This window comes from Bradyrhizobium sp. Ghvi, assembly GCF_900115265.1.
Lineage (GTDB): Bacteria > Pseudomonadota > Alphaproteobacteria > Rhizobiales > Xanthobacteraceae > Bradyrhizobium.
In genome coordinates this window covers 1,250,377-1,263,294 of the sequence record NZ_FOVU01000001.1, presented here as the reverse complement: position 1 = coordinate 1,263,294, position 12,918 = coordinate 1,250,377, and the positions used below count along the sequence as shown (strand labels likewise).

The following is a 12,918-nucleotide window of genomic DNA, read 5'->3' as shown; positions in this document are numbered from 1 at the left end:
GCGAATATCAGGCCGATTTGGCCGGGATCGCCTAAGCTCCGGGGATTCCCGGACAAAATTCAGTCAACCAACCCCGAAAGAACGCATTGTTTTTTGGCGTTTTTTCCCTATATTGCGGCGCAAACGCGTAGGGCTACCCGGTCGATATGGCCGGGTTTCCTTTTTGGGCATAACAGGCCCCGTTTTCCACGTTTCAGCGTTGTTCCCGCGAAGAGGTCCCGGCTTGACCGGCGAGATCGCGCTTAACCCATTGTCCGACCGCAAAGAAGCTCACTCATGAATCTTCGTAACGTCGCCATCATCGCCCACGTCGACCATGGCAAGACGACCCTCGTCGACAAGCTCCTCCAGCAGTCCGGCACGTTCCGCGAGAACCAGAAGGTGACGGATCGCGCCATGGACTCCAACGACCTGGAGCGCGAGCGCGGCATCACCATTCTGGCCAAGGCGGCCTCGGTGCAGTGGAAGGACACCCGCATCAACATCGTCGACACCCCCGGCCACGCCGATTTCGGCGGTGAGGTCGAGCGCATCCTGAACATGGTGGACGGCGCGCTGGTGCTGGTCGACGCCGCCGAAGGCCCGCTGCCGCAGACCAAATTCGTGGTCTCCAAGGCGCTCAAGGTCGGCCTCAAGCCGATCGTCGTCATCAACAAGGTCGATCGCCCCGACGCGCGCCCGACCGAAGTCATCAACGAGGTGTTCGACCTGTTCGCGGCGCTCGATGCCAGCGAGGAGCAGCTCGACTTCCCCATTCTGTATGGATCAGCCAAGCAGGGCTGGATGGCCGATAGCCCGGAGGGTCCGCAGGACAAGGGCATGGAGCCGCTGTTCGAGCTGGTGCTGCGCCACGTCGCGCCGCCGAAGGTCGAGGAAGGCCCGTTCCGCATGATCGGCACCATCCTCGAGGCCAATCCCTATCTCGGCCGCATCATCACCGGCCGCATCTCGTCCGGCGTGCTCAAGCCGAACCAGCAGGTCAAGGTGCTGCATGCCGATGGCAAGCTGGTCGAGACCGGGCGCATCACCAAGATCCTGGCCTTCCGCGGCCTCGAGCGCACGCCGCTCGAGGAAGCCGAAGCCGGCGACATCGTCGCGATTGCGGGCCTGACCAAGGGTACCGTCGCCGACACCTTCTGCGATCCGACCGTCGAGGTGCCGCTGCCGGCCCAGCCGATCGACCCGCCGACCGTGTCGATGTCGTTCATCGTCAACAACTCCCCGCTCGCCGGCACCGAAGGCGACAAGGTGACGAGCCGCATGATCCGCGACCGTCTCTTGCGCGAGGCCGAGGGCAACGTCGCGCTCCGCGTCGTCGAATCCGCCGACAAGGATGCGATGGAAGTGTCGGGCCGCGGCGAATTGCAGCTCGCGATCCTGATCGAGACCATGCGCCGCGAGGGTTTTGAGCTCTCGGTGTCGCGTCCCCGCGTCGTGTTCCAGAAGGACGAGGCCACCGGCGGCGCGCTGGAGCCGATCGAGGAAGTCGTGATCGATGTCGACGAGGAGCATTCCGGCGTCGTCGTGCAGAAGATGAGCGAGCGCAAGTCCGAGCTGATCGAGATGAAGCCATCAGGCGGCAACCGTCAGCGCCTGGTGTTCTACGCGCCGACCCGCGGCCTGATCGGCTATCAGGGCGAGCTGCTCACCGACACCCGCGGCACCGCGATCATGAACCGCTTGTTCCACGGCTATGCGCCGTACAAGGGCGAGATCCAGGGCCGCCGCAACGGCGTCTTGATCTCCAACGACCAGGGCGAAGCGGTGGCCTACGCCATGTTCAAGCTGGAAGATCGCGGCCCGATGATGATCGAGCCCGGCTGGAAGGTCTACAAAGGCATGATCGTCGGCGAGCACACCCGCGACAACGATCTCGAGATCAACGTGCTCAAGGGCAAGCAGCTCACCAACATCCGCACGACCTCGAAGGACGAAGCGGTGCGCCTGACGCCGCCGATCCGCATGACGCTGGAAAAGGCGCTCGCCTATATCGAGGACGACGAGCTCGTCGAGGTCACCCCGAAGTCGATCCGCCTGCGCAAGAAGCACCTCGATCCGAACGAGCGCAAGCGCGCGGAAAAGGCCAAGGAAGCGGTGGCGTAATTGGGCGAATAAGGCATGGCGAGTAGCGAGTAGGAGCGTTTGGCCGGAGCCTGCGTTTCTTATAATCTATTCGCCATTCGCCACTCACTATTCGCCCCTCCATGTCCTTCCCTTCCTCCGTCGACGTGGCCATCATCGGTGCCGGTGCCGCCGGCCTCGGCGCGGCGCATGCGCTTGAAGGCTCCGGCCTCTCCGTGATCGTGCTGGAGGCACGCGACCGGCTCGGCGGCCGCGCCTGGACCGTGCAGGTCTCGCCTGAGGTCACCTTCGACGTCGGCTGCGGCTGGCTGCACTCTGCGGACAAGAACTCTTTCGTCGCAATCGCACGGCAGCTCGGTTTCGAGCTCAACAAGGATTTGCCGCCCTGGCGCGAGCGGGCCTATGGGAATGCGTTTCCGCAGGAGCTGCGCGACGATTTCATGCGCGCGATGGACGCGTTCTATGAGCGGCTCTGGCACGCCGCGCAAAAAGGCAAGGACGAGCCCGCGAGCCTCGGTCTCGAGCCCGGCAATCGCTGGAATCCCATGATCGACGCGATCTCGACCTACATCAACGGTTGCGAGCTCGCGGACATGTCGACGCTCGACTGGGATGCCTATGAGGACAGCGAGCTCAACTGGCGCGTCCGCCGCGGGTATGGCGCGCTGATCGCGGCCTATGGCGCGCCCTGCCCGGTCGCGCTGGACTGCAACGTCACGCTGATCGATCACTCGGGCAAGCGCGTCCGCATCGAGACATCACGGGGTACGCTGACCGCGGACAAGGTGATCGTCACCGTGCCGACCAACCTGATCGCCGATGAAGCCATCCGCTTCTCGCCACCGTTGCCGGCCAAGCTGAGCGCCGCAGCCGGCCTGCCGCTCGGCGTCGACGACAAGGTGACGCTGGCGCTCGAGGACGCCGAGGCCTTCCCGAAAGAGGGAAACCTGCGCGGCGCCACCATGCGCACGGAAATGGGCACCTACCACATCCGGCCGTTCGGTCAGCCCTGCATCGAAGGCTTTTTCGGCGGCAGCTTTGCCCGCCAGCTGGAAGAGGCCGGCGACGGCGCCATCGCCGCGCACAGCATCGACGAGATCGCCGGCTTCCTCGGCAACGACATCCGCCGCAAGCTGAAGCCGCTCTATGAGTCGCGCTGGGCACTTGATCCGTTTGCGAGAGGCTCCTACTCGCACGCGCTACCGGGGCATGCGGGCGATCGCGCTGTGCTGGCCGCGCCCGTCGATGGGCGGTTGTTCTTCGCGGGGGAAGCGACGTCGCCGACCTTCTTCACGACGGCGCATGGGGCGCGGGACAGCGGAGAGCGAGCAGCGCAGGAAGTGTTGGCGGCTTTGGGAAGGTCCTAGCCGCCCACTGCGTCATTGCGAGCGCAGCGAAGCAATCCAGACTGCCACCGCGGAAAGACTCTGGATTGCTTCGCTGCGCTCGCAATGACGAGTCACTCGATCATCCGCGCCCGCAGATCCGCATCCGGCACGAAGCACGAATCGTACTGGCCGAAGATGCGATAGCGGTTTCGGGCGATCAGGCTGTAGATGGGGTCGCGCAGCGGCTTTGGTACGGCGAAGAGTGCGCGCACCCAGCCCCAGCCGGGAAGCTGGGACAGCACCGTCAGCGCAGCGTCGGACTTCAGGAACGCCTCGCCGCGATGGACGACGGCGTTGGTGTCAGGGTCATCGGGGTCAATGCCGAACGTGCGCGCAAGCTTCGCACCATAGTCCGACTGGATCGGCGTAAAGCGAAACCGTCTCGCTGTGTCACGCTGCGCAACGAAGCGTACCCAGCGCGAGCAGAAGATGCAGACGCCGTCGTACAGAATGACGTCATCGTCGGGCCACCTTGCCATCAGCGATTGTCCAGCATCAACAAGGCGACCAGCATCAGCACGATCGCCGGCCCTGTCTTCACCAGCGCGCCGAGCGGCTCGATCCAGAGATCTGGCGTCAGGATCGCCGCGCCGAGCATGTAGCCGAGCGAAGTGATGATGCCCGCAACCAGACCGGTCGCAGCGGTGCGCCGGAAGGCTATCAGCACGCCGATGCCCATGTCCATCAGGCTGGTGCCGATCGTGATGGGATCGACCAGCGATGGCGGGAAATCATGCGAACTCAGGATCGCGGCGGCGGCGCGGTAGGACACGAACAGCGCGATGAATCCGGAGGCGAGCCAGAATACAACCAGGCTCGCGACAACAAGCGCCTTGATCAGGAACAGCCTTGCGAACCATTTGTCCTGGATGGTGGCGGGATGACGCCCAATCGCATCCCTCAGCGTCTTCGGGACGATGCCGGTGGCAGCGATCCAGGTCGAGGGATCACCCGTTACGCCGCGACGGAGCTCGGCGATGGCGGTGGTGCGCATCGGCGGCATCCAGCCGAAATGATTTGCGAGATCGCCAACTCTTGCGCCGAGATCCAGCATGAAGGACGGCATCGCGACAGCGGGCCATCCCGCCGTCCCAAGCGCAAGCCGGAAATGCTTGATGACACCGGCCATCGTGATGGGCTGGGATTGCATCAGGTCCCAGGTCGCCGCCTTCACGGATGGATCGTCGATGTCGCGCGCGGCAAGCCAGGCGATGGTCGCGGATATATCATCGACCGCAACAGGCTGGAATGGCGTCGCCATCTCGGCAGCAGGCAGATCGAGCGGAAAGGCGGCGAGCGCGCGCAGCATGGCGCTGCCGCCATAGGCTGACGGCGCCACCACGAAGCCCGGCCGCAGGATGGCGTGGGAAATGCCGGAGGCTCCGATCAGCCGCTCGGCCTCGCGCTTGGTCGTGGCGAAGGCGGTGCGATCAGCGTCCGTGGCTCCGGGGATCGAGATGTGCACCAGCCGGATCGCGCGACCGCTACCCGCGATCGCCTGAAGCAGCCGCGAAACGAAATCGCGATGCACCGCCTTTGTGTCGCTACCGGGGCCATCCTGGAGCACGCCAAGGCAGTTCACGACGACATCCACCGCATGTTCGCGCAGCAGTCGCGCCAGCGCGGATGCATCCAGCGAGAGAATCGGCAGCTCGATATCGAGCGCACTCATCTTCTGCGCGGGCGACAGGCTGCGTGCGAGGCCGACCACGCGGAAACCTCGAACGCGCAGATCGTCGGTGACGAATCGGCCGATCAGGCCGGAGGTGCCAAGCACCAAAATGGTCCGCTGCTTCATGGCGTCCTTCAAAACGGTTTTGCGATCATCAGCCAGAGGATCAGCATCGTGGCGCCGAAGCCGGGGAAGCCGAAGCCGAACCAGCGGCGAAACAGCACGAAGTAGCGCTCGGGCAGCGCGGCCTGCTGCTCCGCAGCCTTGCGCGCGAGATCGCGCATCTCGATCTGCATGAAGACGACGGGAATCCAGAACACGCCCGCGATGGCATAGAGCGCGAGCGAAGCGAGGATCCAGCGCTCGGTGATGGCAGTTGCGGAAAACATCATCAGCAGGCCGCCCGTGACCGGTTGCAGGATCACGGCCGAGAGCGTGAAGATCGCATCTGCGATCACCACCACCGAAGCCGTGCGGGCGATGAACTCCGCATTGTCGGTGCGATGCGCCATCAGCATGAAGAAGGCGATTCCTGATCCGGTGCCGAGAATGACGATGGCGCCGAGCACGTGCAGATACTTGACCAGGAAAAACAGCATCATGGCTTCTTGGTCGCCGCTGGTTTCGGCAGGTTCAGCGCGCGCGCGAGCTCGCCGCTCGCGGCCTGGACGCCGGCATCAAGCTCGATCATCCAGTGACCCTCGCTGCCCACCGCCGGTAGCGTGCGAAGATCGTCCTTGCCGCCGCCGCTGCGAAACGCGTCCGCCAATCTTTGCGAAAATGCCGGCGCAAAGTAACTGTCATTGGCTGCGACCAGCGATGTGATGGGAATGCGTGCGGCCTTGCCGAATTCGGCAGCAGCCGCAAGAAGCGTATGCGGCGCGCAGACCTTGTTCGGTTCATCATTGGCGTGACCACCTCGCCCTGGCGCGAACGCGATGATCGCGGAAATCGCTTTCGGATCGGCATTCGCAAGCGCCAGCGCGCCCCACCCGCCGGCGGAATGGCCGATCACGACCGCAGCATCCCGGCGAATAAAATCCTGCTTTTGCAGATAACCCAAAGCGAGCGAAATTTCTTCCGCAGTGGCGCGACCCGCACGTGCATAATCCGCTTCATCGCAACCGTTCTGATCTTCGACATAGCGGCCACCCGTCGCGCCATGGCCGAGCCGCTCCGGCACCAGCACGGCGAAGCCGCGCGCAACGAGAAAGGCTGTCAGCGCGCGATATTCCGGCTGCGGCATTTGCGCACGACGCAGCACATTCTGCGTCGACGCGTGTGCGATCACGGCAAGCCGGAACGGACCCGCCCCAATGGGACGAAATAACAGCGCGCGCGCGGCGATATCGCTATCCGATGACGGCACGCGCCATTCCTGTCGGCGGAATGGTTCGCCCTCCTGTCCCGACGGCCCGAACGTGAGCTGTGCGCACACAGTCGACGGCGTCGGAATGACCAGCAGAAGTACAAGGGCAAGGATGTTGAAGAGCCGCATGAATGGCCGTAGGCGAGCATGGACAGCGACGCCCACCCTAGTAGGAACGAATCATTTGGGGCGGACTTTCTGCGCTGCCATTGCAGTCCATTCGCTTTCGCAACGCAGTTTTGCACCGACCGATGGCAGGTTGGTGCCGTCCGAAGTGGCCTCTTGTCTTTTTTCGGCACAACATGGTTAAAATACTGATGCAGAAAGTCCACAGGTTAACCGATAATTAACGATAGGTCTTGCCGCCAGCGCGGCGACTTGGTTTGATCGCGTCCATGAGCACAACCCTGATCGAGGTCCGTCCGGCCAAAGCCGCAGATGCAACTGCGGTGGCGTCCACCCATGACGAAGCCTGGCGCTCCGCCTATCAGGGCATCATTCCCGGCGCCGAGCTGGAGAAGCTGATCAATCGTCGCGGTCCGCAGTGGTGGGACAGCGCAATCCGCAAAGGCAGCCGCGTCAGCGTGCTGGTGTTCGGCGACAAGATCGCGGGCTACGCCAATTATGGCCGCAACCGCGCCCGCAGCCTGCACTTCGACGGCGAGATCTACGAGCTGTATCTGCGTCCTGAGTTTCAGGGCCTCGGCTTCGGCCGTCGCCTGTTTGCCGCCGCCCGCCGCGACCTCATGCAGAGCAATCTGAACAGCATGGTGGTGTGGGCGCTCTCGGACAACGATCCGGCCACCGAGTTCTACCGTGCCTTGGGCGGCCGCATGGTGGCTCGCTCTTCGGAGCGGTTCGGACCGAAGGCGCTCGACAAAGTTGCCTTCGCTTGGACCAACTAAGGCTTGGACCAACTAAGGCTTGGACCAGCTAAGGCTCGGACCAACCAAGGCTTGGACCAGTTAAGCTGCTGAATAGCCGGAAACGTTTCCCATCCGTCGATACCGCTTGCTTTTTAGCCGCTGATCGCTGGATTCATTTTTTCACAAGAACACCATGGATCGGCGGGCCAAGCCCGCGTATGACAGCGCCAAAATCGCTGCCGGGCGCGATTTACCCTCGGCAACAACGGAGCCTTCTGAATGCGTATCGATGCGGTCTCGATCGGAAAAAACGTACCCCACGACGTCAACGTCATCATCGAAGTCCCCGTGGGCGGCGAGCCGATCAAATACGAGATGGACAAGGAGGCCGGCACGCTGGTCGTCGACCGCTTCCTGTACACGCCGATGCGTTACCCCGGTAATTACGGCTTCATCCCGCACACCCTGTCCGATGACGGCGATCCCTGCGACGTCCTGATCGTCAACACCCGAGCCATCATTCCCGGCGCCGTCATGAGCGTCCGCCCGGTCGGCGTGCTGTTCATGGAGGACGAGGCCGGCGGCGACGAGAAGATCCTGGCGGTGCCGTCGTCGAAGCTGACGCAGCGCTACGACAAGGTGAAATCCTATTCCGACCTGCCCGACATCACGCTGCAGCAGATCCAGCACTTCTTCGAGCACTACAAGGATCTCGAGAAGGGCAAGTGGGTGAAGATCCTGCGCTGGGGCGGCCCCGAGGACGCGGCGAAGCTGATCCTCGAAGGCATCGAGCGCGAGAAGAAAAAGAAGGGCTGAGGCATCCGTGTCCCCGACGCGGCGCGGCATGAAATGACGCGACGCTGAGCCGGACCCCTGCCGCCACTGGGCCCCGGCTCAGCAGCGCACCGCTGAAGAAGCGCTGCGCTGCGTCCGGGGCACGAGAGTTTGACTTTACACCGCCGGCTTTGGCACGCCCGCGATCGCACAGGCGGCGCGGAGCGTATTCACCAGCAGGCACGCCACCGTCATCTGGCCGACCCCGCCCGGCACCGGCGTCACCGCACCGGCAACGCCAAGCGCTTCCTGATAGGCGACATCGCCGACGAGGCGGGTCTTGCCGTCCTCCTGCGGAATCCGGTTGATGCCGACGTCGATCACGGTCGCACCCGGCTTCAGCCAATCGCCACGCACCATTTCAGGCCTGCCGACCGCGGCATAGACGAGGTCGGCCTGCTTCACGAGCCCGGGCAGATTGCGCGAGCGCGAATGGGCGATCGTCACCGTGGCGTTCTCGTTCAGCAGCAACTGCACGAGCGGGCGGCCGACCAGATTTGAGCGGCCGATCACGATGGCATTCATCCCTTCGAGCGAAGCATGCACGCTCTTGGTCAGGATGATGCAGCCGAGCGGCGTGCACGGCGACAGCGCCTGGAATCCGCCGGCAAGCCGGCCCGCATTGTTCGGATGCAGGCCGTCGACATCCTTGGCGGGATCGATCGCATTGATCACGGCTTCGGTGTCGAGGCTCTTGGGCAGCGGCAGTTGGACCAGGATGCCGTGCACGGCGGGATCGCGGTTGAGCTTGGCGACGACCGCCAGAAGATCCGCTTGCGAGACGTCCGCGGGCAGCTTGTGCTCGAACGAGGCCATGCCGGCCGCCTGGGTCTGCTTGTGCTTGGAACGGACATAGACCTCGCTGGCGGGATCGTTGCCGACCAGAACGACGGCGAGGCCCGGCACCAGATTGTGCTCGCGCTTGACCCGGGCGACCTCGTCCGCGACGCGGGCGCGAAGGTCCGCGGCGATGACTTTTCCATCGATGATCTTGGCCGTCATGTCAGCTCCTTGTCCCTGTCGATTTGACTGATGCGAGCGCGCGCAATGCGTCAGCAAGCCGTGCCGGATCGCCCTCGACGGCGACCTGCTTCAGCCGCGACGTCGCCCCCGACAGCAGGCTGACGCTCGCCTTGGGCACGCCAAGCGATTTTGCCAGCAGCGCCAGAACCGCGCGATTGGCCTCGCCGCCATCGGCAACGGCGCGCACACGCAGCTTCAGTACGCTGCGGCCGTCGGACAGCTGCTCGATCCCGTCGACGGCGTCACGCCCACCACGCGGCGTCACCCGCAGAGCGATGCTGATGCCCGTGGTGGAGTTGCGCCAGGGTTCGGTCAAGGGGCCGTCGAGGCTCCGTCAAGGTTCCACTGGCTTAGGGCACGTTCGGATAGACGTACTCAGCGAGATAGAGCTGAATCAACCACAGCACGAAGAAGGCAACGATCGGAGAGACGTCGAGCCCGCCCATGTTGGGCAGCCTGCGCCTGATGGGCCCGAGGACCGGTTCGGTGATCCGATAGAGAAACTCTGCGACCGCACCGACGAACTGGTTGCGGGTATTCACGACATTGAACGCGATCAACCAGGACAGGATTGCCGATGCGATCAGTAGGTAGATGTACAGATTGATGATCTGGATCAGAATGAAGACTATCGGGCGCATCAGCGAAACGCTCTCCGAGCTAGTGTCGTTGGGGCAGTGTTTGGGGTGGTGTCGAGATTCTCTTGGCTAAATATCGGTTCCCCCCGGCCCAAACAAGGGAAGTCGGTGCTAGGGGCGGTTAAAACCGCCTTACACGCGTCCTTGACTTGACCTTTGCGGGGACTTAAATGGCGCCCGGTTGTCGGCCGCGTTTACCAGAGCGGTCAGCAAAGGGGCCATAGCTCAGCTGGGAGAGCGCGTCGTTCGCAATGACGAGGTCGGCGGTTCGATCCCGCCTGGCTCCACCAGCCTTCGCTCGCTTCGCGAGCTACGGCTAGGCAAGCCCGGGAAGTTCCTCGTACCGAAGTGAGCGAAGGCTGGCTCGCCATAGCCCGAAGGGCGACGGCGGGCTGCTACTTCCCCGTGAACCTTGGCGCCCGCTTCTCGATAAAGCTCGCCACACCCTCCCTGAAATCACTCCCATTCAGCGCCACCATCATCTCCCTGTTGGCCTCGATCGTGGCTTCGGCCAGCGTCTGGAATGGCACCTCGTAGAGCTGCCGCTTGATCACGGCCATCGCGCTCGGCGAGACGAAATCGGCGAGATCGCGGGCGTAGGCGTAAGTCTCCTCACACAGCTTCTCGGGCGAGCAGAGCCGGTTCACCAAACCGATTCGTAACGCCTCCTCGCTCGAAACGCGTCGGGCCGAGAGCAGCAGGTCCATCGCATTGGCGTGGCCGACGATGCGCGGCAGCATCCATGAGATTCCGTGCTCGGCAATCAGGCCGCGCCGCGCGAAGGCCGTCGTGAACACCGCGTTGTCGGCAGCAAAGCGCAGATCGCAATAGAGTGCGTGGACCAGACCGATGCCAGCCGTTGCACCGTTGAGCATGCCGATGATGGGCTTGCCGATCGAAGGATAGAAGCCGTAGCGCGTCTGCCAGTCCGGCCGGCGGTTCATATCGAAGGGCGGCAGGTTCGAGGCGCGCCTGACGTCGTTCGGATCGAGACCTTTCAGCGCATCCATGTCGGCACCGGCGCAGAAGGCGCGGCCCGCCCCGGTCAGCACGATGACACGGACATTGTCGTCGGCGCTCGACGCTTCCATCGCGTGGCGCACGTCACGCTCCATGGTCGGCGTCCATGCATTCATGCGATCGGGACGATTGAGCGTGATGGTCGCGATCTTGTCGCTCACCTCATAGAGAATGTGCTCATAGGCCATTGCGCTCTCCCTTTGTCCGCCGGCGCGCGTTCACGCGCGCTCGTTGGCAGCGAGCCTAGCATATCCAGGGATGAGGCAAGGACTTGCGCCGAGTATCTGCGCGGACGCGCGATTACTCGGCCGCTTGTGCCAGCAGGGGGCGGCGCGCCAGCCAGCCGTCGATGAAATGATCGAGCCAGGCGCGTTCCGCCGCGTCGTAGACGGCCCGATCCGCGAAATGATGATGCCGCTCGCGCGCACCGGGCGCGTTGAGGCCGTCATAGCCGCGCGTGGTCCAGCAATGCATCATCGCGTAGGTCACATCGGGGTGAAACTGCACACCGAAAGCATTGCCTGATCGGAACGCCTGGTTCGGAAAATCATCGCCTTCCGCCAGCAATTCGGCACCGCGCGGCAACTGAAAGCCTTCGCGATGCCAGTGATAGACCTGCGCTGGCCAGTCCGGACAGAGCGTGTGGCCGGCCGCCGTGGGACGGATCGGATAATAGCCGATCTGGGTCAGCGCCGCCGGATGCGGTGCCACCCGTGCGCCGAGCTGCATCGCCAGCATCTGCGCGCCCAGGCAAATGCCGAGGAATGGCCGCTGTTCGCGAAGGGGGACTTCGATCCAATCGATCTCGCGGCGGATGTAGTCGTCCGAATCATTGGCGCTCATCGGGCCGCCGAAGATCACGGCGCCGGCATGCCGATCCAGCGTATCGGGCAGGGAATCGCCGAAGCGCGGCCTGCGGATGTCGAGACGATGGCCGAGCGCGCGCAACGCATTGCCGACACGGCCGGGGGTCGAGGATTCCTGGTGCAAGACAATCAGAACCGGCAAGAGAGGTTCGGAGGCGGTCGCGCTCGGCGTCCTTCCGGGGAAGGGCACCACTTCTGCGCCACCAAACCTGTGCGTCCGAAACGACATGGCCTTTGCGAGTGCTATCGGTTCAAGTCGCCAGCATAGCTAAGCGAAGGTTAACATCGTGTGAGTTTGCGCACACACGCCCCGATATTGAAGCAAGCTCCGGGCCACTACGGTGATTTGAGGCTTTCTTTAATGCCTCCGCCGCTGGAAACGGCTGGTGGCGAACAGGATGAAGCCGCGCGGGAAGAACCGGAGAGCCAACGGCACAATCTTGATGCCGAAACCCGGCAGCACTGCCCGTTTGTTCGCCATCAGGCCACGATAGGCCTGTCGTGCAACCTCGGCGGCAGAGACGTTGAGAATCGCCGTATCATGCCCCGAGCCAACGCCGGCGCGCCCCTGGAATTCGGTCGGCACCGGACCCGGACACAGCACCGTGACGCGAACGCCGAGCGGCGCGAGCTCCGCGCGCAAAGCCTCGGTGAACGAAATCACATAGGCCTTGGATGCGTAATAGACGGCCATGCCGGGACCCGGCAGGAAACCGGCAACGGAGCCGACATTGAGCAGGCCGCCCTTGTTCCTGATGAGCTGATCGGCAAAACGCAGCGACAGATCGGTCAGCGCCCGGACGTTGACGTCGACGATGCCGACCTGCTCGTCGCGGTCGCGGTCGATGGCATCGCCGAACACGCCGAAACCGGCATTGTTGACGAGATTGTCAAGCTCGACCTCTTCGGCCGCGAGCGTGGCGGCGATCCGTTCGCCCGCGTCGGCTTGCTGGAGATCACAGACGATCACGATCGGCTTCTTGCCGCACGTGGCGGCGAGCTCGTTCGCGAGCGCCTCGAGCCGGTCGGCACGTCGCGCCGTGAGGGCGAGCCGATGTCCGTTCGCGGCAAACACACGCGCCAGCTCCGTGCCGATGCCCGCCGAGGCACCGGTGATCAATGTTACTCGCTCAGTCACGATTACAGTCTCTTGAATTGAA

The 12,918-nt window shown here is 63.7% G+C and carries 14 protein-coding genes and 1 tRNA gene; 5 read left to right on the top strand and 10 right to left on the bottom strand.

Features of this window, described 5'->3' with window-relative positions:
- The first annotated feature begins 276 nt into the window (after positions 1–276).
- Together typA and BM374_RS05945 are read left to right on the top strand one after the other, a co-directional pair.
- A complete protein-coding gene (gene typA, locus BM374_RS05950) occupies positions 277–2,103 on the top strand; it encodes a translational GTPase TypA (protein WP_092289826.1) in 1,827 nt (608 codons plus the stop codon).
- Positions 2,104–2,204: 101 nt separating this feature from the next.
- The gene (locus BM374_RS05945; protein WP_092289824.1) at positions 2,205–3,449 is read left to right on the top strand and encodes a flavin monoamine oxidase family protein; all 1,245 of its coding nucleotides are present in this window, start codon (positions 2,205–2,207) and stop codon (positions 3,447–3,449) included.
- 92 nt (positions 3,450–3,541) lie between these two features.
- Here BM374_RS05945 and BM374_RS05940 read toward each other — a convergent pair whose 3' ends face one another.
- From BM374_RS05940 to BM374_RS05925, 4 genes are read right to left on the bottom strand one after another with little or no spacing between them, the layout of a single operon-like run.
- A complete protein-coding gene (locus BM374_RS05940) occupies positions 3,542–3,949 on the bottom strand; it encodes a thiol-disulfide oxidoreductase DCC family protein (protein WP_092289822.1) in 408 nt (135 codons plus the stop codon).
- The gene (locus tag BM374_RS05935) at positions 3,949–5,268 is read right to left on the bottom strand and encodes an SDR family oxidoreductase (RefSeq protein WP_092290274.1); all 1,320 of its coding nucleotides are present in this window, start codon (positions 5,266–5,268) and stop codon (positions 3,949–3,951) included. Before BM374_RS05935 ends, BM374_RS05940 begins: the two co-directional genes overlap by 1 nt.
- 8 nt (positions 5,269–5,276) lie before the next feature.
- On the bottom strand, positions 5,277–5,744 hold the full coding sequence (locus BM374_RS05930) for a DUF2269 family protein (protein WP_092289820.1): 468 nt from the start codon (positions 5,742–5,744) through the stop codon (positions 5,277–5,279).
- The gene (locus tag BM374_RS05925; RefSeq protein ID WP_092289818.1) at positions 5,741–6,640 is read right to left on the bottom strand and encodes an alpha/beta hydrolase family protein; all 900 of its coding nucleotides are present in this window, start codon (positions 6,638–6,640) and stop codon (positions 5,741–5,743) included. Before BM374_RS05925 ends, BM374_RS05930 begins: the two co-directional genes overlap by 4 nt.
- 266 nt (positions 6,641–6,906) lie before the next feature.
- Between BM374_RS05925 and BM374_RS05920 the strand changes: the two genes are divergently transcribed.
- Positions 6,907–7,416 carry a GNAT family N-acetyltransferase gene (locus tag BM374_RS05920; RefSeq protein ID WP_092289816.1) on the top strand — a complete coding sequence of 170 codons (510 nt, stop codon included), beginning with the start codon at positions 6,907–6,909 and terminating at the stop codon, positions 7,414–7,416.
- 240 nt (positions 7,417–7,656) lie between these two features.
- Positions 7,657–8,193 (top strand): inorganic diphosphatase, encoded by a 537-nt coding sequence (gene ppa / locus BM374_RS05915; RefSeq protein WP_092289814.1) that lies wholly within the window; start codon positions 7,657–7,659, stop codon positions 8,191–8,193.
- A 135-nt stretch (positions 8,194–8,328) separates the two neighbouring features.
- Here ppa and folD read toward each other — a convergent pair whose 3' ends face one another.
- The 3 genes from folD to BM374_RS05900 are packed head-to-tail and all read right to left on the bottom strand — an operon-like array spanning position 8,329 to position 9,875.
- Positions 8,329–9,213, bottom strand: coding sequence for a bifunctional methylenetetrahydrofolate dehydrogenase/methenyltetrahydrofolate cyclohydrolase FolD (gene folD, locus BM374_RS05910; RefSeq protein WP_092289812.1), 885 nt, complete (start codon positions 9,211–9,213; stop codon positions 8,329–8,331).
- A 1-nt stretch (position 9,214) separates the two neighbouring features.
- Entirely contained in the window at positions 9,215–9,550 is a 336-nt protein-coding gene (locus BM374_RS05905; protein ID WP_092289810.1) for a DUF167 domain-containing protein, read from the bottom strand.
- Between the two features lie 34 nt (positions 9,551–9,584).
- Positions 9,585–9,875, bottom strand: coding sequence for a YggT family protein (locus BM374_RS05900; protein WP_092289808.1), 291 nt, complete (start codon positions 9,873–9,875; stop codon positions 9,585–9,587).
- A 211-nt stretch (positions 9,876–10,086) separates the two neighbouring features.
- Between BM374_RS05900 and BM374_RS05895 the strand changes: the two genes are divergently transcribed.
- Positions 10,087–10,162, top strand: a tRNA-Ala gene (locus BM374_RS05895).
- Between the two features lie 105 nt (positions 10,163–10,267).
- On the opposite strand, the gene BM374_RS05890 is transcribed toward BM374_RS05895, so the two are convergent.
- The 3 genes from BM374_RS05890 to BM374_RS05880 form a co-directional block, all read right to left on the bottom strand.
- Positions 10,268–11,080, bottom strand: coding sequence for an enoyl-CoA hydratase (locus BM374_RS05890; protein WP_092289806.1), 813 nt, complete (start codon positions 11,078–11,080; stop codon positions 10,268–10,270).
- A 112-nt stretch (positions 11,081–11,192) separates the two neighbouring features.
- Complete coding sequence (locus BM374_RS05885) at positions 11,193–11,987, bottom strand: glutamine amidotransferase (RefSeq protein WP_092289804.1); 795 nt, start codon at positions 11,985–11,987, stop codon at positions 11,193–11,195.
- Positions 11,988–12,116: 129 nt separating this feature from the next.
- The gene (locus BM374_RS05880; RefSeq protein WP_092289802.1) at positions 12,117–12,896 is read right to left on the bottom strand and encodes an SDR family NAD(P)-dependent oxidoreductase; all 780 of its coding nucleotides are present in this window, start codon (positions 12,894–12,896) and stop codon (positions 12,117–12,119) included.
- Between the last annotated feature and the right edge of the window lie 22 nt (positions 12,897–12,918).

Excerpts from the sequence above, each read along its gene's own strand:
- typA (WP_092289826.1), top strand. The coding sequence starts at position 277 with ATGAATCTTCGTAACGTCGCCATCATCGCCCACGTCGACCATGGCAAG.
- BM374_RS05945 (WP_092289824.1), top strand. The coding sequence starts at position 2,205 with ATGTCCTTCCCTTCCTCCGTCGACGTGGCCATCATCGGTGCCGGTGCC.
- BM374_RS05940 (WP_092289822.1), bottom strand. The coding sequence starts at position 3,949 with ATGGCAAGGTGGCCCGACGATGACGTCATTCTGTACGACGGCGTCTGC.
- BM374_RS05935 (WP_092290274.1), bottom strand. The coding sequence starts at position 5,268 with ATGAAGCAGCGGACCATTTTGGTGCTTGGCACCTCCGGCCTGATCGGC.
- BM374_RS05930 (WP_092289820.1), bottom strand. The coding sequence starts at position 5,744 with ATGATGCTGTTTTTCCTGGTCAAGTATCTGCACGTGCTCGGCGCCATC.
- BM374_RS05925 (WP_092289818.1), bottom strand. The coding sequence starts at position 6,640 with ATGCGGCTCTTCAACATCCTTGCCCTTGTACTTCTGCTGGTCATTCCG.
- BM374_RS05920 (WP_092289816.1), top strand. The coding sequence starts at position 6,907 with ATGAGCACAACCCTGATCGAGGTCCGTCCGGCCAAAGCCGCAGATGCA.
- ppa (WP_092289814.1), top strand. The coding sequence starts at position 7,657 with ATGCGTATCGATGCGGTCTCGATCGGAAAAAACGTACCCCACGACGTC.
- folD (WP_092289812.1), bottom strand. The coding sequence starts at position 9,213 with ATGACGGCCAAGATCATCGATGGAAAAGTCATCGCCGCGGACCTTCGC.
- BM374_RS05900 (WP_092289808.1), bottom strand. The coding sequence starts at position 9,875 with ATGCGCCCGATAGTCTTCATTCTGATCCAGATCATCAATCTGTACATC.
- BM374_RS05890 (WP_092289806.1), bottom strand. The coding sequence starts at position 11,080 with ATGGCCTATGAGCACATTCTCTATGAGGTGAGCGACAAGATCGCGACC.
- BM374_RS05885 (WP_092289804.1), bottom strand. The coding sequence starts at position 11,987 with ATGTCGTTTCGGACGCACAGGTTTGGTGGCGCAGAAGTGGTGCCCTTC.